Origin of the sequence: Wolbachia endosymbiont (group A) of Alloplasta piceator (assembly GCF_964028505.1) — a bacterium.
In the GTDB taxonomy this organism is placed as follows: domain Bacteria; phylum Pseudomonadota; class Alphaproteobacteria; order Rickettsiales; family Anaplasmataceae; genus Wolbachia; species Wolbachia pipientis.
This window is the reverse complement of sequence record NZ_OZ034793.1, coordinates 971,735-994,297: the sequence shown is the minus strand read 5'-3', so window position 1 is coordinate 994,297 and position 22,563 is coordinate 971,735. Positions and strand designations below refer to the sequence as shown.

The 22,563-nt window shown below is 35.5% G+C and carries 19 protein-coding genes and 6 pseudogenes; 11 read left to right on the top strand and 14 right to left on the bottom strand.

Going from position 1 to position 22,563, the window contains the following annotated elements; translation table 11 throughout:
* Positions 1–37: 37 nt before the first annotated feature.
* From ABWU31_RS04845 to ABWU31_RS04820, 6 genes are all read right to left on the bottom strand, one after another.
* Positions 38–271, bottom strand: coding sequence for a gpW family head-tail joining protein (locus ABWU31_RS04845; RefSeq protein ID WP_143688830.1), 234 nt, complete (start codon positions 269–271; stop codon positions 38–40).
* Between the two features lies 1 nt (position 272).
* Positions 273–2,102, bottom strand: coding sequence for a phage terminase large subunit family protein (locus tag ABWU31_RS04840; protein WP_353271130.1), 1,830 nt, complete (start codon positions 2,100–2,102; stop codon positions 273–275).
* Positions 2,102–3,604, bottom strand: a complete 1,503-nt coding sequence (locus ABWU31_RS04835) for an ankyrin repeat domain-containing protein (protein ID WP_353271129.1) — start codon at positions 3,602–3,604, stop codon at positions 2,102–2,104. The genes ABWU31_RS04840 and ABWU31_RS04835 overlap by 1 nt, the downstream gene beginning before the upstream one ends.
* Positions 3,605–3,622: 18 nt before the next feature.
* The gene (locus ABWU31_RS04830; protein ID WP_265023917.1) at positions 3,623–4,102 is read right to left on the bottom strand and encodes a hypothetical protein; all 480 of its coding nucleotides are present in this window, start codon (positions 4,100–4,102) and stop codon (positions 3,623–3,625) included.
* A gap of 7 nt (positions 4,103–4,109) precedes the next feature.
* Entirely contained in the window at positions 4,110–5,333 is a 1,224-nt protein-coding gene (locus tag ABWU31_RS04825) for a DNA modification methylase (RefSeq protein WP_353271391.1), read from the bottom strand.
* Positions 5,334–5,446: 113 nt separating this feature from the next.
* Positions 5,447–5,896 carry a crossover junction endodeoxyribonuclease RuvC gene (locus ABWU31_RS04820; RefSeq protein ID WP_038228276.1) on the bottom strand — a complete coding sequence of 150 codons (450 nt, stop codon included), beginning with the start codon at positions 5,894–5,896 and terminating at the stop codon, positions 5,447–5,449.
* Positions 5,897–6,478: 582 nt separating this feature from the next.
* On the opposite strand from ABWU31_RS04820, the gene ABWU31_RS04815 reads away from it, so the two are divergent.
* Entirely contained in the window at positions 6,479–6,973 is a 495-nt protein-coding gene (locus ABWU31_RS04815; RefSeq protein WP_190321275.1) for a sigma-70 family RNA polymerase sigma factor, read from the top strand.
* 94 nt (positions 6,974–7,067) lie between these two features.
* Positions 7,068–7,691 (top strand): annotated as a pseudogene (locus ABWU31_RS04810) (ATP-binding protein); the annotation flags it as partial.
* Positions 7,692–7,719: 28 nt separating this feature from the next.
* On the opposite strand, the pseudogene ABWU31_RS04805 reads toward ABWU31_RS04810, so the two are convergent.
* Positions 7,720–8,578, bottom strand: a pseudogene (locus ABWU31_RS04805) (IS630 family transposase).
* 62 nt (positions 8,579–8,640) lie between these two features.
* On the opposite strand from ABWU31_RS04805, the pseudogene ABWU31_RS04800 reads away from it, so the two are divergent.
* Positions 8,641–8,841 (top strand): annotated as a pseudogene (locus ABWU31_RS04800) (hypothetical protein); the annotation flags it as partial.
* A gap of 11 nt (positions 8,842–8,852) precedes the next feature.
* A pseudogene (locus ABWU31_RS04795) lies at positions 8,853–9,182 on the top strand (AAA family ATPase); the annotation flags it as partial.
* 8 nt (positions 9,183–9,190) lie between these two features.
* Here the strand turns inward: ABWU31_RS04795 and ABWU31_RS04790 are convergent.
* Positions 9,191–10,202 (bottom strand): IS630 family transposase gene (locus tag ABWU31_RS04790; protein ID WP_353271077.1). Its coding sequence is split into 2 segments (ribosomal slippage): positions 9,191–9,739 and positions 9,741–10,202, totalling 1,011 coding nucleotides; the frame shifts between segments, so codons are not numbered across the junction.
* Positions 10,203–10,281: 79 nt separating this feature from the next.
* On the opposite strand from ABWU31_RS04790, the pseudogene ABWU31_RS04785 reads away from it, so the two are divergent.
* The 6 genes and pseudogenes from ABWU31_RS04785 to ABWU31_RS04760 form a co-directional block, all read left to right on the top strand.
* A pseudogene (locus ABWU31_RS04785) lies at positions 10,282–10,416 on the top strand (phage tail protein); the annotation flags it as partial.
* Entirely contained in the window at positions 10,413–10,622 is a 210-nt protein-coding gene (locus ABWU31_RS04780; RefSeq protein WP_038536967.1) for a tail protein X, read from the top strand. The pseudogene ABWU31_RS04785 and the gene ABWU31_RS04780, both read left to right, overlap by 4 nt.
* Entirely contained in the window at positions 10,623–11,558 is a 936-nt protein-coding gene (locus ABWU31_RS04775) for a contractile injection system protein, VgrG/Pvc8 family (RefSeq protein WP_353271128.1), read from the top strand.
* Between the two features lie 52 nt (positions 11,559–11,610).
* Complete coding sequence (locus ABWU31_RS04770) at positions 11,611–12,123, top strand: ankyrin repeat domain-containing protein (protein WP_264724068.1); 513 nt, start codon at positions 11,611–11,613, stop codon at positions 12,121–12,123.
* 84 nt (positions 12,124–12,207) lie between these two features.
* A complete protein-coding gene (locus tag ABWU31_RS04765; protein ID WP_151807931.1) occupies positions 12,208–12,435 on the top strand; it encodes a hypothetical protein in 228 nt (75 codons plus the stop codon).
* A gap of 20 nt (positions 12,436–12,455) precedes the next feature.
* Positions 12,456–13,379 carry a patatin-like phospholipase family protein gene (locus ABWU31_RS04760; protein WP_353271127.1) on the top strand — a complete coding sequence of 308 codons (924 nt, stop codon included), beginning with the start codon at positions 12,456–12,458 and terminating at the stop codon, positions 13,377–13,379.
* Positions 13,380–13,459: 80 nt separating this feature from the next.
* On the opposite strand, the gene ABWU31_RS04755 is transcribed toward ABWU31_RS04760, so the two are convergent.
* Both ABWU31_RS04755 and ABWU31_RS04750 read right to left on the bottom strand, forming a co-directional pair.
* Entirely contained in the window at positions 13,460–14,353 is an 894-nt protein-coding gene (locus ABWU31_RS04755) for a helix-turn-helix domain-containing protein (protein WP_353271126.1), read from the bottom strand.
* Positions 14,354–14,402: 49 nt separating this feature from the next.
* Positions 14,403–15,323, bottom strand: coding sequence for a helix-turn-helix domain-containing protein (locus tag ABWU31_RS04750; protein WP_353271390.1), 921 nt, complete (start codon positions 15,321–15,323; stop codon positions 14,403–14,405).
* 89 nt (positions 15,324–15,412) lie between these two features.
* Between ABWU31_RS04750 and ABWU31_RS04745 the strand changes: the two genes are divergently transcribed.
* The gene (locus ABWU31_RS04745; protein WP_353271125.1) at positions 15,413–16,354 is read left to right on the top strand and encodes an Rpn family recombination-promoting nuclease/putative transposase; all 942 of its coding nucleotides are present in this window, start codon (positions 15,413–15,415) and stop codon (positions 16,352–16,354) included.
* Positions 16,355–16,464: 110 nt separating this feature from the next.
* On the opposite strand, the pseudogene ABWU31_RS04740 reads toward ABWU31_RS04745, so the two are convergent.
* The 4 genes and pseudogenes from ABWU31_RS04740 to ABWU31_RS04725 form a co-directional block, all read right to left on the bottom strand.
* Positions 16,465–17,847 (bottom strand): annotated as a pseudogene (locus tag ABWU31_RS04740) (IS66-like element ISWen3 family transposase).
* Positions 17,848–18,083: 236 nt separating this feature from the next.
* On the bottom strand, positions 18,084–20,192 hold the full coding sequence (locus ABWU31_RS04735) for a hypothetical protein (protein WP_353271124.1): 2,109 nt from the start codon (positions 20,190–20,192) through the stop codon (positions 18,084–18,086).
* A 41-nt stretch (positions 20,193–20,233) separates the two neighbouring features.
* Positions 20,234–20,428, bottom strand: coding sequence for a hypothetical protein (locus ABWU31_RS04730; RefSeq protein ID WP_236515158.1), 195 nt, complete (start codon positions 20,426–20,428; stop codon positions 20,234–20,236).
* A 293-nt stretch (positions 20,429–20,721) separates the two neighbouring features.
* Positions 20,722–22,227, bottom strand: a complete 1,506-nt coding sequence (locus ABWU31_RS04725; RefSeq protein WP_353271123.1) for a hypothetical protein — start codon at positions 22,225–22,227, stop codon at positions 20,722–20,724.
* Between the last annotated feature and the right edge of the window lie 336 nt (positions 22,228–22,563).

Genomic DNA, 22,563 nt, shown 5'->3' with positions numbered 1-22,563 from the left:
TTTAACTAGAAAATACCAATTTTAAACTATAACATTTTTACACAATTTTGTCAATTCCCTTACTTGTCGCAATCACAATTCTTCTCTTCGGTCTCACACCTGCAACTTTCAGTTCAGCCTTAATACGTTGCCGTAGATTCAGCAGGTCATTTATCTGAACTTCAGCATATCTCACCACATGGTCACCATATGCAATTGATACTACTCGCTCTCCGCTTTGCAGTTTTTTTATCGCTTCTTCGACTTGACTTAAATATTCCTGATTGTACATTTTACTTCTCATTCAACCATTTACTTTGTCTCACTTTTTTAGGCTTTTTACTTTCCATTTTTCCACTCAAACTATTCCACTTACTCTCTGGCCATCTGTCTATTCCCAGTGCTATCGATGCTGCTCTTGCATAAATCCTACAGTCTAATACTTCATTTCTTTCTCTTACCTTTTGCCACTCCTGTTTGGTGTATCCTTTTACTACCTTGCTGACTAATTGCTCTGCCGTTAGCTGCTTAAAATATTCAGGTGCATACTCCGGAAAATGACAATATCCAGGTAGAGCTTTTCCCTCTTCTTCTTTCAAAATATTAAGTAATTGAAAAAGCTCTGACTTTAATATCGATACTCCCACTGGCCAGAGCTTTATTCCTCTCTTTAGCTTTTGACCACCAACTGTTATATCTACTCTACTTGGGCTGCTCAGTGGCACTAGGGCTTTATTTACACCTTTGACTGCCATTACTCTTCCAGATCCTTGATGACCTCTTACCCAGTTGTATACTTCTTGCGTTGCATATCCAGCATCTACCGCCATCATGCTTATCATATATTCAAGCCCATTTTCACCGATAAAATGATGACTCAGAAGCTCCGAAAGCTTTCCCCATACTTCTCTACTTCCAGTATCTCCTTCAAATACCTGGTAGTCTATTGACCAACTTTCACGGCTTTTTCCCCATGCTACAACTTCTACTTCTAAACGATCTTTTTGGACATCAACACCTGCTGTGAGAACTACTTCGCCTTTTGGTACTGTGCCAATCTGAAAAAATTCTCTCCTGTTAAATAATTGCTTCCAATCAGGTACTTCTCCTTTATCTACCCAAGTTTCTCCAAGCGTAGTATTTATCCAAACTTTCAGTAATTGTTCACTTTCCTTTGCATGCAGAAAATCCTCTACTGCTTGTTGCCAACTATACCACCCAACTGGGCTATAAAGACTTGAAAGATGAAATCCTTTTTTCTCACCTTTCATTGGATTTGTAGCTCTCCATTCTCCACGTTCAAGCATCTCTGTCTTTTGATGATTTTCTATCTTTTCACCACATTCTATACATATATAGTGTGCTGTACTTGGATTTTTATCTTCCCATTTTATTTGTGACCATTTTAGAACTTGATAGTAATTACAATACGGACATGGTACAAAAAAGTACTGCTTATCTGTTGCTTCAAATTCCTTCTCAATTCTGCTTATTCCATGAATCGTTGGTGTTGATACTAAAAAAATCTTTCGTCGTGCAAATGTATTGGTTCGAGCTATGCTGAGCAGTACTGGATCTCCTTCTCCTCCTGAATCTCCTGGATATGCATCTATTTCATCAAGAAAGAGATACTTTACTGGCATGGATCTAAGTCCTACACTGCTATTTGCTCCGGTTATTACTACTATTCCACCTGGAAATTCCTTACTTTGTACAGTATTGCCTGAATCTCTTGATCTTGGGTCTTTTACTTTACTTTTTAAACATGGTGTACTTTCAATCAGTGGCGCAAATCTTCCTTTTGACCAACGTTTTCCCATTTCAACTGTTGGCTGTACTACTAGCATTGGACCTGGTGTTTGATCTATGATATAGCCAATCCAATTATTTCCTGCTTCTGTTCCTCCAATCTGCGCTCCTTTCATGAATACTATTTTTTCAGCCGGTGAAGAAGGAGAAAGTGAATCCATGATTTCTTTTAAATAAGGAGTTCTCTCTGTTCTCCATTTTCCTGGCTCTGATGCTGCAGTTGGCGCTAAAACTCGATACTCATTCGCCCACTCTGATACTTTAAGCTGGGGATCTGGCTTTAATCCTGAATAAAAACTGGCACTGTAGATCATTATACTCCACTCAAACAACTGTTGTGTAAACTTTCTACTTCAACACTATCAATTCTGACACTTTCTGTCCCTTTTTGCCCTTCTAATTCCATAAACATCTTTTTCTGAAATTCGTTTTCTATATATCTTTTGCTCATCTCACTTACCATTATTGCTATAATAAGCGCAAATATCCCTGTTGCTGTTGCAAAAATGATTGCACTGCTTATTGTTGCTGCTGTTAAACCTATATATGCTGCCATTGCTACTGCACTAACTGTAATACAGATGCAGATAATATTATTATGTTTTTTCGTCCTTTTATCTGCTATTTCTCTCTGTGCTATATATTTATTATGAAGGGTTGGAAAATTAATAACGGTATCTCTGCAGAGCAATGCACCATTTTTTTCAGTAAATAAAACTTTAAGTAACTCTAAATTGTTTGATTTAATTGCTAAATGTAAAACAGGTGTATAATTTGCTCCTTTTTTCAGCAATAACTTTACTACATGTAAATGCCCTTTTTCCGCAGCAAGGTAAATCGGTGATAGACCTTTATTATTTACAATATCAATATCGATTTCTTCTTTTAAAATTGCATCTACAATCTCAATTTCTCCTCTTTGTGCAGCTAAATGGAGTAGACTATTCTTTTCAGAACCATACTTATTGCTCATCAAAGTCTTCTTTATCTCAGGTTTAGCGTAATCAAATGGTGTTTTACCGCTATCGTCTTTTACCAGAGGGTCTATATCTTCTCGCGTTAGTAAAACTTCTATTGTTTTTAGTCTTTCAGCATAATGTAGTGGTGTTTTATTTTCGTAGTCTTGCAAATTTACTTGAGCATTAGGCTCCTTTATTAAGGATTTGAGGATATCAAGACATAAGTCTCTTTCATCGTAATTAGTATTACTTACAGCTATATGAACAGGTGATAATTTCATCGAGTTTTGTCCTACACGTGCGCTATTTACATCTGCTCCTAGCTTTAGCAGTAACTTTACTATCTCCAACTTTTTGTTATTAACTGCATAGTGCATCGGTGTCTGATTTCGTGCATCAAAAACCTCGATTTCAGCTTTTCCTTCTCTTATCAAAATCTTTACAACTTCTGCATGTCCTATTCCTGCTGCTAGATGTAATGGCGTATGATGCAAAGCATTTCGTACATTAACGTCAATACCTTTTCCTATCAAATATCTAACTGCATTAACTTCACCTATCATTGCAGCTAAATGAAGTAAGCTATCTTGTTCTGACCCGTACTTGTTATTAATTAGCGCTTGTAATATTTCTGCTTTTTTCCCTTCTTTGGCGTAATCAAGAGATGTTTTACCATCATTATCTTCTACAAAAGGATTAATGTTCTTTTTCGTGAGTAACAGATCTACCATACTTAATTCATCAAACTCTATAGCGCAATGTAGTGGGGTTTTTCCGTTTGATCCTCTAATGTTTATATCTACCCCTGGTTGATTAATGAGGCACTTTATTAACTCCAAACTTAGGTTATCAGCCATTTTATATTCAAAATCTTTTTACATTTGAAATTTAGTGTTAGATAATTCTTCAAGTGAGTTTGTAATTTCCTCAGTCAATGTTCCATGAATCTTTTCAGTGTCACTCAGTGATGCAAGCAGCGCTGAAACTCTATTTGGAATATTAAGCAAATTATTACGGACAACTCTTGCTACATTAAATGCTTCGCGCTTTACTTCCTCTACTGCTACAAGTTCACCAATCTCAGCTTTTGCCTTTGCCTCAAGCAGTTTACCTCGTTCCATTTCATTTTTTATTCTAGTTTTTAGCAACATCGTGGAAAGGTTACTTGTATTTTCTGGATTTTTCCTCCTCAGTGGCTGACTTGGATCTCTTATTGCCGCTACTGCTTCATTTGCTTGTTCTCGGTCGATCAAACCATCCTCCAACTTAACTATTCCTTTTTTTACTAAATAACAGACATATTGCTTTGAAAATCCTTGTTCTTTTGCCCATTCTGTTTGCGTTATCTTTTCCACTTTTTTCTTACTGTTTTTCTTCTTGAATTTGTGAAAAGGTTTTACCAGTACCGGCTAAAATTGCCTCCCTACCTGTGTATACTTGCCAACGTTTTATCGTTACATCTACAAATTTTGAATCTAGCTCTATTGTTCTGCAAATTCTTCCTGTTCTCTCACATGCAATCAGTGTGCTGCCAGAACCGCTAAATGGATCAAGTACTATGTCTCCTGATCTGCTGCTGTTTACTATTGCTCTCTCCATTAGCTCTACTGGCTTCATCGTTGGATGTAATGAGTTATGTGTTGGCTTATCATAAAACCACAGATCACTTTGATTTCTACCTCCATGCCACTCACGTTTATTGCCGCTTTTCCATCCATAGAGCATTGCTTCGTATTGTCTTTGATAATCAGACCTGCCTAGCGTAAAATGATTCTTTGCCCAAATGATAAATGTTGACCATTTTCCTCCTGCTTCCTCAAATGCTTTTTGCAGCGTTGAAAACTCTGATGATGATATGCAGATGTAAATTGCTCCTTTCGTATATGCTAAAATATTGGAACAGATGTCGTAGAGAAAAAGCTCATACTTTTCACCTTGATTATCATTCAATATTTTTTTATCTTCTCTCTCCTGGCTACTACCATAATCAACGTTATATGGAGGATCACAAACAGTAATATCTGCCATTTTATCATCTAATACTGCTTTAAATGATTCAACTACGCAGCTATCACCGCAATAGATTCTATGATCACCTAAAATCCATAAATCCCCTGGTTTTGCTATTTCTACCTTTTTATCAATTAACTCCAAAACTCCTCTTTCTACTTCTTCTTTTCCATCAAAATCATCGAGAAAACGTTGAACTTTTTCCAATTCAAATCCAGTCATTTTAAGATCAAACTGCAAATCTTCTAACTCTTGAATTTCCACTTTCAAAAGCTCATCGTCCCACTTTGCCCAGTTAGCTGATTGATTTGCCAGTAACCGAAAAGCTTTAGTTTGTGGTTCATTTAAATTATCACTTAAGACCACTGGAATACTCTCCATACCAAGTTTTCTTGCTGCTTTAAGTCTTAAATAACCATCAACCACAGTTCCATCGCTTTTTGCAACTATTGGTATACGAAAGCCAAATTCCCTGATTGAAGCACACATTCTATTTACTACATCATCATTTTTACGAGGATTACGCTTATATTCGACGAGGTTTTCAACAGGATAGTAGTGGATTGCTAAATTCATATAATTTAAATCCTTAATAATTAAAAAGTTAATATTCAAAATATCTCTGACGCTAAAGAAGGCCTGGGGTTGAACCCACCAAATCCGCCATTCTGGCTGAAAGGACCCACTTTTTATGGATTTTTCGTCTTATTAATATCTTTACTAATATAGAACATTAATGCCAAAGCATCGGCCTCATTATCATCTCTAGGTGAAAAACTTTTTTCACGTATCGCTTCAATAACTTCACTCTTACTTGCATTGCCTTTGCCTGCTATAAAGCGTTTTATAGTTTTAACATTAACACCTTGGTAGGGAATATTGTTCTCTTCACACCAAGCAGACAGCACTGCAAGAAACCCACCGTAGCAATGGGCTGCATCAGTTCCTAAATGTCTTCTCACCTCCTCAAAGTACACTGCAGAAATGTCTTTCAAAGAATTGAGCCAATTGCAAAAGTTTAAGAAACACATTCCACCTCCGCTGAAACGACTACCATGAAAGCTTTTGCTCCCACTTTCAATTATTCCATCTGTTAGAATTGCCCAGCCTGTTTGCTTGCCGAGATCTAGCGTTAAGATTGACGTACAAAAACTCCTTTGTGTAATTAAAGTTCAATGCCCTGTATAATATATATGTACGATGACTCGCAAATTCGTCCGCAATTTTGAAAAAAAATTAAAAAAAATTTCATATCCTGCCATTTGAGTTTTTACTTATCTTAATAACTATTTTACATAACTTATATTACGCCAATATTTATATTATTATATTATCATATATTATATTTTACCTGTATTTAAATATATATATAATATATATAAGACTTCAGTAATCCGTAAATCCTCTTCACTGGCCGATTTTAGCCACTTAACTTTAGAAACGGCTTTTAGGAATAGAACATAAAAAAGACAATATTATCAATAACTTAACGATTACTGCTTTCTGAAATACTAATTAGTAATTCAGAAATTAGGTACGAAATTGGTAGTTTTTTACCTATGAAAAAGTAGCTTCAGTAGTGTATCAAAACGTTTAAATCTTATTTTAATTTTTAAAGATTTTATTCTTTTAGATAAAAAAATTATTACTGCTTTTTTATAATAAATTAGTCATACAAAGTCTTGGTAAAAATCTCTATTCATGAAACTTTTGGAGTTTTTATGAAGAATTCTTATCAAGGAATCGATTCTACAATTGTTAAACATGTGAGATTTCAAGCTTCGCGCCTTAAATCCAAAAGCTGTTTTATTAACGAAAGTCTCGAAGATATAGAACAAGAGCTTTTTTGTCAGGTTTGGCAATATCTTAACCGGCACGATGAGAAAAGAAGTAGTTTTAGTACTTTCGTTGCTAGATTAGCTAATTATTGTGCTCGCAATATGTTACGCAATCAGTTATGTCTAAAACGTAATATAACTTTTGATGATATAAACGACGATATTCCAGATCATAGGAACTCGGAAATCGAAGCGATAATTCGCACTGATATAAATAATATAATTTCAACTTTGTCTGAAAAAGATAGTAATTTATGTCAATTACTTAAGGTATTTACTATTACTGAAGTTTCTGTAATAACCAAAATACCAAAGACAACTATCTATCGCACACTAGAACGAATACGCAATAAATTCTCAGTTTTAGAGAAGTTATAAGCTCTCGATTATATTTGCTCAAAAATTTTTTTTTGCAAATTGCGGACGAATTGCCTAGGTCATCGTACATATATATTTAGGTACTGGGAGAAAAATGAAAATAATGAACAGCAATGAACGGCTAAAAGTTCAAACAGGTATAAAAATGGTCATCTTTGGTCCTTATGGTATAGGTAAAACTAGTCTCTTAAAGACCATAAATGAACCAACACTTTGTCTTGATTTTGAGGCAGGTTTACTTGCTGTTCAAGATTGGCAAGGGGATTCTGTAAGTATTCGTACTTGGAATGAGGCAAGAGATATTGCATGTCTCATAGGTGGTCCTAATCCTGCGTTAAAATCTGACTCAGCGTATAGCCAAAGACACTATGAGCATGTATCCAGTAAATACAAAGAGCTTTCTTCAGAGTTTCTCAAGTATCGATGTGTTTTTATCGATAGTATTACAGTAGCCTCTCGTTTATGTCTATTATGGGCAAAAATGCAACCTGAAGCTTTTTCTGAAAGATCAGGAAAACAAGATATGAGAGCTGCTTACGGGTTACTTGCTCAAGAAATGATGGCTTGGCTCAATCAGTTTCAACATATTCCAAATAAAGACATCATTACAGTTGGAACTCTTGGACAATACCTCGATGATTTCAATCGCTCGACTTGGCTACCTCAATGTGAAGGAGCTAAAACTGCAAGTGAAATTCCTGGGATAGTTGACGAAGTATAGCATTTCTCATAATAGTCCGAATAGGTCATAGGAAGGCAGAATCAACAGCACGACGAAAGGATTCGAATAGAGGAATGTTTTTCCTGGCTCTGTTTTTTATAGCAAACCAATGATGCTCAATTTTGTTAAAATCTGGAGAATAAGGCGGCAGATACAAAATTTCTGCACCGACTCCTTTAGCGAGCTTGATAAGCTTATCAGACTTATGAAAAGTAGCATTATCAAGAATGACAGTTTGTCCAGGTTCTAAGATCGGTGCCAAAAATTGCTCAAACCATCCATTAAAAATATCCATATTACAGTGGCCTTCAAATGTTAATGGAGCAACTATCTTTCTTCTACTTAAGGCTGCAACCATGCTGATTCGTTGAGTTTTTTTCCAGATTTTAGGGCATAAAATCGCTGTCCTTTCTGGCAATACCCATATGGATAGTCCTCCGTGTTATCAATCCCAGACTCATCTATATACACTAAGTTTTCTGGTTCTTTTGTTGCTATAATTTTTAAGAATTCAGCACGTTTTTCTTCGTTCCTTTCCTTGTATCCATATGTCTTTTTTTGCGCGTAAATCCAATTTTTCTGAGAGCTCGGTGGATCGTTTGGATACTAACGTTGCCCCAAAGTTTAGCCATTTCCGACAGAGTTTTTCTACCGTGTTTTTTAGCAAATTCGATAAACTTATTCCAGTCGATAATTTTCTGATTGTAACCTCCATTACCGAGTTTTTTTGACTGAAAGTCGCCTGTTTCTTTTTTTCTTTGCTGCCACTCCCACAAAGTAGTTCGTCCAATTTTAAATCTTGCTGCCACTGCTTCTCTGCTTTCCCCTTCGTCTAGTGCTTCCATTGCTTTTTTTCTTAAATCATAACTATATGCTGCCGGCATCCAACCTCCTTATCGCCATCTATCCTTAATCTTATCATATCCGGACTTCTGTGGAAAGAGCTATAATTAGTATGGTTGGAATCAAGAAAGATGATGGTACAGAGGTTCGTTCATTTGTCTGTCAGACGATTAATTCTTGGGGATATCCTGCTAAAGATCGAAGTGGTTGCCTTAATATGGTTGAAGAACCGCATCTAGGAAAACTTCTTACAAAAATTAAAACTAAAGCTTTTGCAATTCAACCTGTCACGCCCAACATATAGGAGGTTATTATATGCTACAAAACTTTTTAACTATTGGTCAAAAAATTCCTTTTTTCAGTGTGAAAGAATACTTGGACGATCGATCGCCAACACCAGAGGATATAATCTCACCAAGAATTTTAACAAAAAGAGGCTTATTGGTACTGGGTGGCCCACCTAAAATCGGCAAAAGCGACTTTTTGATTTCATGGCTCGTTCATATGGCTGCAGGTGTTTCTTTTCTTGGTATGGCTTCAAATAGACCTTTAAAAATTTTCTACATGCAAACTGAAATTGAATATGAATATATGAAAGAACGTTTGCAACAACTTGATAATGAACTTTTGAATGTAGCTGCTAATACCAATTCTCATTGTTGTCCAGTCAAATAGGAAACATTGCAGAGTTGTTTAATTGTGGAGCTGGCAAGAGAAGTAATAAATTTGCACAAAGCACCCTCAAGTAGAGCAATTGTATCGTATATTTTATTGCGCAAAATGTTCTGTTTTATACATAACCAAAGCCTCTCAACAGGATTTAGCTCAGGTGAGTATGGAGGTAGGTATATAATGTCGATATTTTTAGGTACCTTTAAATTTTTTGACCTATGCCAACTAGCACAGTCCATAACGAGAAAAGCCTCTCGTGTTTCTAGATATTGCGAAATTTGCTCAAGAAATATGTTCATGCAATCAGTGTTGACATTTGGTGCAAATAAGCTAGAACTCTCTCCATTTCTAGGATTAACTGCACTATAGAGATAGAAATTTTGCCTACCTAATTTTGTTTTAACCTGTGTTCTAATCCCCTTTTTAAACCACCCATGTCCAACTTTTGAATGTGTGCCAAACCGTGATTCATCAAAGAAAAATAGCTCTTTTTCTGGATACTTGCTAATAGCTCCATTGAGATTTTTTTTTGAATTCCTCTTGTTTGCTTTTATCTTGTCCATTATGAACTGGTCTTGGTGTAATATATGAGAATTTCATCTTTTGCATATGGCGGTGTACTGTAGATTTGCTGATATTTAATCCGAACTTTTCCTGGATTCTTATTCTCATTTCTTTAATGGTGATATTAGGATTTTCTTCTATCCACTCTTCAATTTGCTGTAGTTGAGCCTGATTTAATTTAGTTTTTCTACGACGTTGTGAAGGAGCAAACAGTTTTTCTTCTCTGCCAATTTTCAAGAGTTTTACCCACGAAGTTAGTGCGCTTCTTGAAATGCAATATATTTTTGCTACAGCCGTTATACTGTACTTTTTTGCTGCAATTACAGCATTTAGTTTTTTTGAAACATATGCATTATTCCTTACTTTCTTCAGCATTTCTTTTGCTGATTCTACTACTTTTTCATCCAATAATTTTGATCTTAATGCCATTTAAACCTCGCTATTTTACTTACTTCAGTATGGCTTTTCTTCCATCATTGTCCATCTGTTTGCCCTGTAATGGGAATTGGTATTAGTAGACAATTTAGGGAATGTTTTGGGAAGATTTGTTATTGTGCGGTTAGAAGAAAAGCAAACGTCGTATTTTCCATGTGGATTACCAAAAAAGGTTGAATTTAGCTTAAGTTTAAGGAGTTATGTATGACAGTACATTATATAACCCGAGAAAATGAAATGTTAGATTACATATGTTTTAAGCACTATGGATATAGCTCTGGAGCAGTAGAAATAGTATTGGAGGCTAATCCTGGTCTTGCAGAGTATGGAAGTTTTTTGCCTACAGGATTAAAGATCAGGTTACCTAGAATACAAGAGCAATTAAAAAAATCGAAGTTAAAAGTGTGGGAATAAATGAAACCTGAATTTAGCATTGAAGGAATAAAAGATCATGTAATATCGGTGCATCTTACTGATGAATCTGGTACTATAGATGATGTCGCAGAGGTATGTGTTGATTATGGCAATGAAAATGTAGAAATTCCAAATGAATTGAACATAGCACTAGGTCATAAGGAAACGGGAATCTTTCCAATGGGTGTATATACAGTCAATGAAGTTACGATACAAGGCCCACCTAAGACCCTACTAATAAAAGCTCATGCAACAAATTTAAGAATATCTTTAAAAGCAAAGGTATCAAAAGAATGGCATCAAATTACCATAGAAAACTTAGTGAAAGAAATAGCCCAAAAACATGGATATGGACATAAAGTTGCTGAGGAATTTAAGAATGTATTGATACCCCATATTAATCAGGCAGATGAAAGTGATATAAGTCTGTTAACAAAGATCGCAACAGAGCGTGAAGCAATGGCAAAATTAGCTGGTGGGTATATATTATTTATTTCAAAAAACATGGCAAAATCAGCCACAGGAAAAGCTTTAGGAACAACGACTATTAGACCTCAAGACACAATTAATTGGAAAGTGCATTTTACCGTACGCGATAAATACAATTCAGTAGTAGCAAAATGGCACAGCTATGAAAAGGGTGAGACTATTAAAGAAATAGTTGGTAGCGGCGAACCAAGTTATATTATGCTAGAAATTTACCCAAATGCAGAGTCAGCGCTAAGTGCAGCAAATGCCAAATTGAAACAATTGAAGCGTAACAATGAAACTTTAGATATAACTATGCCTGGTAATCCAGAGTTATTTGCAGAAGCAAAGCTTAATCTTATAGATTTTAATCAAGCAGTAGATGGTGAATGGATAGTTAATAGAGCGGAGCATACTCTAAATAGCTCAGGTTACCTTACTATGTTGTCGGCATCTTTTAGTAAGTAATGTTAAGAAAAAATGAGTAAATGATCTATTTAATATTAAAAAGATGTTGAATATGGATAAATTGGGTCAATACACAAAAAACAAGCTGCATTTTTGGTGGCTTATAACAGTAATAGTATGTATTATTGCTACCTATTCCTACATGAAGGCAAAAGCTGAAGGTAATTATAAAACGATACTACGCATTGCTTCTCAAAATTGTAACTTAGATGTAGTAAAGTTTTCAGTAGAAAATTTATTAAGTGTTAACACACGAGTTCCTAAATTAACAGCATTACATCATGCATCTGATTCAGGATGCTTGAAAGTTACTAAATTTTTAGTATACCAAGGAGCTGACATTAGTGCATTAGGTGAAAATGAAAGATGGACAGCATTACATTTTGCTGCATTAGAAGGGCACTTAGAAGTAGTGAGTTTTTTACTGGAAAGAGGTGCAAATCCTGATGTTAGAGATAGAAGTGGAAAAAACCCTCGAGATGTAGCTGTAATAGAATCAAGGCAAAACAAAGACAAGCCCTACGATCAAATAATAAAGCTACTTGCAGAAGCAGAGGGCCGATAACAAAAAGTAATCACTAAAGCTGTAAGTTTTCTATAATCTGTATATAAACTTCTAAAATTATCCATAACAAGTTAATATTTTCACATGAAAAAGCAAAAAATCCCAATTACGGTAATTATTACCATATTAATCCAAACCGTAGCATTGATATGGTGGTTATCCAAGTTAGACTCAAGGGTACAATTTCACGATAAACTTATTGAATATGGTTTAATGGAAAAAGTGTTAGTGCTTGAGGAAAGGGTAAAAAATCTTTCTGAGGAATTGGATGAGTTTAAATTACACGTTCTAGGCGGAAAAATTAAATCTTAATACCCTTACCTAAATTCATAATGATTAAATATATTTTATCCGTTGATGGAGGTGGAATTAGAGGAATCATTCCTGCCATTATTCTAGTAGAAATAGAAAAAAGAACAAGAAAGAGGGTAGCTGAAATCTTTGATCTTATGGCAGGAACCTCAACCGGTGGAATTGTTGTAGCGGGATTATGTAGAAAAGATGAACGAGGAAATCCCCAATACTCAGCCAACGACCTAGTTGAGTTTTACCAAAAGTACGGAGCATATATTTTTAAATCTTCATTTTTGAGAAGATCAATATTTTCTTGGCTTAATTGCGCACAATACCCACATAAAAATATTGAATTTGTACTGGATAAATATTTTGGTGATGATACTTTACAAAACACCTTAAATAATGTACTGATTGCAAGTTACGATGTTCACAATAATTGCCCTTTCTTTTTTAAGAGCTGGAGAGAAGATAGAAATTTTATCAAATTGAAAGATGCACTCAGAGCTGCAACGGCTGCACCTACTTACTTTGCACCTAAATATCTTAAAATCAACCACAAGGAAATGGTATTAGTGGATGGCGGGGTTTTTGCCAATAATCCAGCGGCTTGTGCATATGCAAGTGGTAAGAGATTATTTCCAAATGATGATATTCTACTGTTATCGGTAGGTACTGGCAGAACAGATAGAAGCATAGCCAATTCAAAGAGATTGGGAAAAATAGGCTGGATAAAGCCACTACTACATGTGATGTTTGCCTCAAGTTTAGATGCAGTAAATTACCAACTTGATCAAGTTATAGCTGATAAATATATACGTATACAATCGCAATTAAAAGTAGCATCACCTGACATGGATAATATTACATCAAAAAATATCAAATCTCTTCAGCAAGAGGCAAAGGCAATGATAGAGGACAATCAGAAAGTGATAGAAAAATTCTGTAATATTATATCTTGATACGTCAAATTCTGCAGAGCTAAATAAGGATTTAGAATAGATAATATATTAACCATTTTTACTTATATCTTAAACGCAATTCAATTTTTACACTCATCAGCAGTTAGGCCACTTGCTCGCACAATAATATCAATAGCAACACCTTCCTTTGCTAGATTTTTTGCAACCTTGATCCTTTCTGTTTTTTTAACTTTTTCCTTGCCACTTTTCATATCTTCAGATAGAGATTTGACTAATGATTCTTGTTCTCCGTACTCATCCATTAAACTCAATAGCTTTTTGCTTTCTCTTGTTTTAGGTAGCAGAACTTTAATATTCACTGATAATGCATCTGATATTTCATATAATTTATCAAATGTTATAGCAGTATACCCTCTTTCATAGTCGTGTATTTCCTTGAGTGTTAAACCAACTTTATCCGCCAAATCTTTTTGAGTGTATCTCCTTATCAATCTCCATTCTCTTATTCTTTGCCCTACTCTGTAGTATATAGAATCAGTGCAGACTTCTTTCTCTGTATTATCATACTCGTAAATAGATAAGCCGGTTGCTTGGGAAATTATGTCAACTGAAACTCCTTCTTTAACTAGATTTTTTGCTACTTCTAATCTTGCCTCCTCTTGATTGATTTTCTCGCTAATATGAACAAACCTGATTAATGAAGGTACTATTTTGCCTAACTTTTGATTCTCGTATATTTTCGTTAGATAGAGTATTTCCTCGTCTTCATAGCTGTCTTCCCTTACTATTACTGGTTCAGGTAATAAATCTACAACGTCAACTGATAATACTCTTGCTATTATATATAGTACTTCAATTGGAATAGGAATATACCCATCTTCATAGCTGTTTACTTCTTGGTATGTTAAACCTATTTGACTTGCTAATCCTATTTGAGTATGCCCTCGCATTAACCTACAATTTTCTATTCTTTGCCCTATTCCGTAACTAACATTGCTTGCAGAAACAAACATTTATCCTCCATTTAAGAAAAAAACTTTATTGCTGTAATTTTTTTACGAGCTATCCATCTAAAACTACATCAACAGGTAAACCTACCGCTTGCAAAATAATATCAATAGAAATTCCACCTTTTACTAGATCCTTTGCAACTTTAATCCTTTCTATCTCTCTCACTTTCTCCTCACAAATACGTATTCCCTCAAACATAGATTTTATTAGTGCATTACGTAGTTCTTGATTTTCAATCTTTTTGTATTCTTCAATTAAATTCGGTAATTCATTTCCTACTCTTTCATCTGCATCTTCTGCTGGTTCAAGTAGATCCACGATATTAATCGATAACGCCTCTGCCATTTCATATAATTTATCAAGTGGAACAGCAACCCTTCCTTGCTCATAGTTACTTATTTCATCACGTGTTGTAGTCATTTTCTCTGCTAAATCCTTTTGAGTGCACTCTCTTACCAGTCTCCATTCTTTTATCTTCTTTCCTATTTTGCAGTATATAGAACCTATTTTTTCTTCAACACATTCATCAGCAGAGAGGCCAATTACTTGTGAAACAATATCAACAGAAATCCCTGCTTTAACCAGGCCCTTTGCAATTTTTACTTTCTCTGCTTTTTTACTACTTTTCTCACCAACTCGGGTAAATTTTGTTAGCAAGTAAAACACCTTGCGCAACTCTTGATCATTAATCGTTTTATATTTTCTTACTAGATTTAATATTTTCTCTCCCTCATCTTCAAAACAGATTTTTTCATTTGATACAGGAATTAGGTCTACAATACCAATCGACAATATCTCTGCTATAGCATACAATTTTTCAATCGAAATTTTACGTGTTCCTTTTTCATATTGTAGTACTATTTGATACGTTACGCCAATTTTTCCCGCTAAATCTTTTTGAGTATAACCTCGCTTTAACCTCCAGCTCCTTACTTTTTGCGCTATTTTGTACCTTATCGAGATATTTGTCATAGATATTATACAAGTTAACATAAATCAAAATTGTTGAACATTTCTTCAAAATTGTGTATAATTACTAATGTTTTCTAGGTTAACCCGTCATGGCTCTTTCGAAGTTTCTCGATCCAAAAAATGATATATCGTTCAAGCGCATCTTTGGCACTGAAAAAAACAAGGACATTCTTATTCACTTCCTTAATGATATCCTTGGCTTCACTGGCAAAAGTACAATAAAGGATATAGAGTTCTTAAGTACTATTCAAGACCCTGATATTGCCTCTAAAAAGCAAAGCATTGTTGATGTTCTTTGTAGGGATGAAAATGGGCTGCAAGTCATAGTCGAAATGCAGGTCGCTAAAACTAAGGGCTTTGAAAAACGTGCCCAATATTACGCAGCTAAAGCTTACTCAAGACAAGCTAGTAAGGGTGATCAATATCATGACCTTAAGGAAATTATCTTTATTGCTATAGCAGATTGTATTTTATTTCCTGATAAGTCTGAGTACAAATCAAAGCATACTATTCGTGATGAAGATACTAATGAACATGATCTAAAAGATTTTTACTTTATATTTATTGAGTTACCTAAATTTACAAAAACCAAGGAAGATCAGCTTTCAAGTATAGTCGAGAAATGGATCTACTTCTTTAGATATGCAGACGAAACTAGTGAAGAAGAGCTAGAGAGAATAATAGGAAGTGATCTAATAATTAAAAGAGCTTATGAAGAACTAAATAGATTCAACTGGTCAGAAAAAGAATTTATTGCCTATGAACAAGAGATCAAACGTATTCGTGATGAACAGGCTGTCCTTGCTCAAAAACTCGATGATGCTAAACAAGAAGGTAGACAAGAAGGTAGACAAGAAGGTAGACAAGAAGGCATCCAAATCGGCCATCAAAAAGGTAGGGAAGAGGGAGAAAAACAAGCTAAAATAGCTGTGGCAAAAAACCTACTTAAAGCTGGTGTCTCTACTGATATCATATCACAAACTACAGGTTTTTCTCATTCTGAAATTTCACAACTCAAAGAAAAAACATAATATTCCTACTTATTCACTTCAACATTTATGAAAACCTTTCTTAAGTTAAACATACCCCATAATTAAGAGTCTAATGAACTGTCTAAAACGTATCCGTTCAGGAGAGTGGTTTAAGAAACAATAGATAGGAGATTTTGGAAAGGATTGAGACCCCTTTGTTTCCAAGTTAAGTATAATGAAATTATCCGCTCAAGGAATGTATTTCCCCGCTTTGATTGTGTAAAATATGAGTTTTTGCGATAAACGACATAATGCCGAATTTGCCGTTCAGCGTGGTTATTTGTCAGCGGAATATTTTCTGGGTCATCTAAAAATTTCCACATCATTCTTTCAGATCTCAGAACATTTTTTGCAACTCGAGAGGCTCCAATTGCTTCAGGTAAACGAGATATCTCCTTCAAGTAATACTTTGTACGTTTTCTTAATTTTCTGGCACGTCTGACAAACCTCAAAACATCTATCTCACTTTTTAGTAAAGCTTTTTTTAGTGCAAATAATTCAGTGGCCACGTTTCTCAAGTAACAACCCAGAACTTTAACTTCAATATTCCAACTATGTGCTAATCTTTCAAAATCTCTTGATAAATGTGCCCAACAGATTTGCCTGTTTTTATCGGCAAAATAATTCTATGCTGCATACCTGTCAGTTATTACCAAGCTATTGCGATTGCAGAATTTACTATTTTGTAAAACTTTCATTCCTCTTGACTCTGTAAATTTTACAAAACTTGCCGTATTGCTTGCAAACATCCAACACCAAGCGAGTTTACCTTTGTTATAATGGCTCGTTTCATCAATATGTAGAACTTTACTCCTACTTATCTCTTGTTCGATCTGCTCATACATTTTTTTGCATTTTGAAGCAACTCTATGTTCACTATTTGATATGCTACCGACGCTTATGTTCAAATTGAAGATATCATTTACGACACTCGCTATTTCGCGTTTTGAATTTTTGTAGAATCCGCTGAACGCTGCAATTATTGACTTAACCCTTGGACCAAATGTATCTGGCGTAACACCTTCCGGTAACTTGCTACTTCTTCTCTTTCCGCATCTCCGACAACGGCCATGTTCTAACTGATATTCCACTACATAAGGCTTGATTTCTGGAAGATCAACTTTCTGATGAATATATGGTTTTTCACATATTGCAATTTCTCCTCCGCATTCGCAAGTATTAGGCAACTCTATCTTTACTACTTTATCTGCATCCATGTTGGCGCGAAAACTTCCTTTATGACCAACCTGACCGCCAATATTCCTTTCGCTTTTCGGCTTATTCTTTTTTATTTTATACAACTCTTTGGAACTTGGTATTGATGAATTTTTTGAGCTTAAACCGAGTCTTTCTCTTAACTCAGCATTTTCTATCTTTAAAGCCTTATTTTCTGCTTTTAAACTTTCATTCTCTTTTTCCAATCTTTCTATTTTTGCTTCTAACCTTTCTATTTTTTGCTGTAAATTTTTGCAAAGTTCTAAAAGGTTTACCATATTATTTCACTTTTGCTCTATGATTATCTTTTTAGATCACCTTGTCTACCTTATTCTGCCACTCCGCTGAACGGATACAATAATTTTATTGATATCTTTATATTAATACTTTTTAAATATTTAGTACCGTGCAATATCTGCAATGGATGAGAAAAATTAACACCAGTGCTTTCAGGGTCAGGGATTTTGGCTCCAACCCTAATAAAACACTTGGGTGGATATCTAAAAACCTAAATTTATTTTCTCAAAGCCTCTGATACAGGCTCTACCTCACACTCTTTAACCTCTGAAGGGACACTTTCCTTTGAAGGGACACTTCCCTTATGTTGCGCAGCAGGAGAACCCATAGAACAAAAACCACTATCTCTATCAACTTTTTTAGAACTAGAGTTATCAGGTGACGATAATTGTGCTTCTGCAAGTCGCCGTAACTGTGATTCTTCACTCTCACATAGAGATCTGCTTAGCTCCCTTTTCCCCTCAGGAGTACGCGTCAAATATAAATGCTGCTCCTTCCCAGGGGAGAAAGAGTTGGAGTCTAGCTTCTTTTGTTCCTCAGGAGAAAGAAATGGGTGTAGTTCCTCTCTCTGATCAGGATTAAGACGTTGTTGCCACTCTGATCCACCTTCATGCGTAGGAGAAGTCACTTCTGAGGGTGGATTACTTTCTGCTCTTATTCTACCTGGGAATGAAGAAGATGACTTAGACACAGGTGGTTTTTCAGTTACAGGAGTTACAGGAGCACTTACACTCGAAGATATCGAACACACCGAACTACGTTCTCTGTTATTTCGCTCAAGAGAAGGTGGCACATTGCCTTTTAGTTTTGACCACACACTACCTATAAACGAATTACTACACAAAGGACCACCCCCACGTTTCTTCTCCGGAGATTCACTCTCTTGTGACTTTGCTTCAGAACACTCATCACTACTTTTTCGATCACTTTTATCAGTAACTTGCTGTTTTTCAGGTTCCTCATTAGAAACCCCAGGATTTAAGAATATTGAATTATCCCATGCTCTAGGAGAAGGAATCGATGATGGCCTATATCTCACTTGCTGACCCCGAATCTCTATTAGCATACTTTCATAAGCACCTAAAGATAGCTGTGATTGATCACAAGTGGATTGACTTGGATCTATTTCCCCCAGCACCCCCCGAAAAGGCTCTGTTTCTTCCTCTTTTTTTGATCTTCGCCTGGGATGCTTCTCTAACCCTTCACCACGACTTCGCTTGGGAAACTCCCGTGTCGGTGATGCTTCAGCTAATAGCGTTCGAGGAAGCTCATGGTCAATGGACAGTTCATGTTTTGCATTGATTACAGAGCTTTCTATAATTTTAGTTATCATACAGTGAGAAATTTCTTTATTAGAAAAGTCTATGCCATATACCCCACTGCTTCCATTTACTTTGAATGTTGCTTGAGTTTTATCACTCATATCATCAAGTACAGGATTATTAAATTTATGATTTATATCACGTGCTTCTTCCTTTGTTAAAAACCTAGTTCCTCTATTACTTAGTATAACAGGTATAAGAATTGAGGTTTCCTCTCTATTCAAAGGAGAGGCACACAAAAAGGCACTTGTCACCACACGTGTTGATGGATCAAGAACTTCCACTATCAAATCTTTAAATGCCCTTACATCACTACGACTTTTGCTATCAGCTTGAAGATCACGGCCTATAAGCCATGCGGCACGCCGTGTTACACTATCAATAAAACGAGCGTCATCAAAAACGTCCCTGATATATACACTATTGTCTCCACCCCCCAGAGGGTTCTTAGGAGCATTCTTATATCTTTCCCTCATCCTTGATAAAAACTCACGCTCAAATTCCTTGCGTAATTTTTTATTAGGAAATTTAGAATGACACAAATATTTTTCCTTGTTGAATGAGTTAGTAACTATGCTACAAGTTGGCATATCTTCTAAAACATCCTTTACAAGTGAAGAAGCCAAATGAGACTTCAAATTAAAAATTACACCTTGATCTATAGGTGCTACAAACTCAATCCTACCTTGTTTACCTACAGACCAGTCTCCTTTATAGTCGTTAAATGGAAAAGATTTAACATCAAAAATTAACTTGGCTGTATTTAACACTACCTCATCCGTATCTCCTTCTTCAATACCGTAGAACTCACCTACTATCTTCCTTTTTATATTGTAAAGATATTCGCTACACTGATAATCCTCCATACCTTTATCAAATGAGACTACGATACAGTCCTTCCCGTACCTGCTTTGCAGCGTAAAATTAGTTTTAACTGTATTACGAGCATAATTATGTACATTAAAAGCACTAACCAATGCTCTTACTGTTTTTGTATTAGGCATACCAACCTCCCCATTTTTAAATTACAACAGCTACTCTTTACTTAACGTCTAGGACCACCGGGATTATTTTTTTGCTCAGACTGACGCCTCCTTTCTTCTATCTCCTTGGCTTTTTCACGATGATCATCAAGCCTTGCTCCTTTAACTCCCAGCAATTGTCCACCACCTGGTCCCTTATTCCGCTCATCCCATTCTTTTTCTCCCTTGAACCTTTCCTTACCATTATCATTTGGCATATTGCCCTCCAGTAAAAATATTATGTAATTAATATACTAAAAATAAAATTAAGTGCAAGCACTTTTTTATATTTTTTTTCAAAAAATTTTATTCACTCTTTTTCATAAAATTCAGTTTTCTAGATTCCAGCGTCACGCGCTGGAATGACAAGAAAGAGGTACCAAAAAGAGTAAAATTCCTTTTTCTTGTCGCCTTAGTAGCCATTCTAACATAGAATGGCATCCCAACTAAGAAGGGTGTCATCCCAGTGCCCAGACACTGGGATCTAGTCTTTTTGTCATCTAAAGCTACACTAGTATCCCCTTGATGGTGCTCTTTCTGGTGCCTTTCCCATTGAATCCACATGATTATTAACTTTTACATTACTACATTCGCTTGCTGGCTGAGCATTACTTACAGAACCTTCATTCTCAGCATCATTCCAAACACCAACTATAAAATCGTATTCATAATCAGCAACAGAACTTTTGACAGATTGATTCGGAGCTCTTCTGTTAGCTTGATTAGATTGCTCTGGGACTTCTCTGTTAGAAGCAGATTCCCGAGCAGATTGTCCTGAAGCACTTCCGCTAGGAATAGAACTCTCAGCAGATTGATTCGAAGCTTCTTTGCTGGAAATAGAGCTTTGAGCAGGCCGGCTTGGAGTGCTTCCGTGGGTCTCTAGGTTTTTTCTTATTTGCCAATCACTATTGCATCTTTGCACTCTCCGATTTTGTACCTTCCCCGTCGTATTCGTTGCAGTCTTTGGATCAGGTGGACACACCCCTTTCTTCGGCTTCGCTTTTGTGTCTTCTTTATTTACTTCTTGTTTTGGCAAATTCTCAATATCCTCCTTACCTCTATCATGTGTTTGCACAAAAGGCACTCGATCTTTCAGAGAATTCGACAAAAGATCAAGCTCTGGTTTGCTCAGAGGAATTGGCCTTACAAATCCTGGTAAAATTTCAAAAAGGAAAACTGGCACTTTAGGCTTTTCTCTTTCATCTACCTTGATTTCTACGTCTTTATGAACTTCTTTAATTGCTTCTTCCTTTAATGATGTTTTTTCTGCTTTTTTATCTTCTTTTTCTGTAGATGCCTCTACCGCAGCCGCCAACTCAACTCCAAACATTTCTGCGAACATTGTAACAATCCATCCGACAACAGCCATTTGTAACCTGAGTTTCAGATCTTGCAATGCAGTTAATCTTTCTAACGCCCTTGCAAACTCTTCTTCTGATAACTCACCACTGCCTAATTTCTCTTGTAATTCTTTTATCTCTTTGTCCAACCTCTGATCGAAACTTAAATCGCGTGCAAAAATCTTCTTGATTAACTCCTTAAGCTTATCACGCAAAAACTTAATTATCGAAAGAAGCCAATTTTTTTCTTTCTTCTCCTTGAGCATTTGGTAGATTTTCGGATCATCTACATCTACTTCAAAAAGGTTGAAGAGAGATTCAAAGAAATTCCAGAAATCTCCGAGTACTCTTCCTTTTTCACCAGTGAAGTAATCCTCATCATCACCTTCTCCGATATGTAGCTCTGCTTGAGATGATATTTCATCGATACAACTAGAAGCCTGACGCTCACACTCGAGCCTCCTGAGCAAATCTTGTCTGGTGAGCTCCTCTATGGCTGCTTTTAGTTCATTTAACTTCTGCTCTGCAGAGAAATCTTGCTCCCTGATTTTTCCTTGGAAGATCGAGCTACCGTTTCCGTTATTATCTGAAAAATTTTCCATTATTTTTGCCCCCTCGATAAAATTACTATCTTTATTATTATCTGAGAAGCTTTCCACCATTTTTACTTCCTTCATAAAACTTAATAATTTAATTCTACGGTACTAAATATTTAAGAACTATTAATGTAAAGATGTCAATAAAATTATTTACATTTTTACACTATATATATATTATATCATGTGCTATTTAACCTTTCAATAATATTTTTTATTTTTACTGCTTCTTCAAACTCTAGCATGCGCTTTTCTTAAATTATCCTTATTAATATTTGCTTTTGCCTCTATCCCACTTTTTCTTGTAAAGTATTTGATATAGATTTTATTATACTCTTTGGCATAACATTTGCAACATACTTTATCTATAAATGGAAATTATTATACTTGCAGCTAGACACAATTTGAAATAATTTA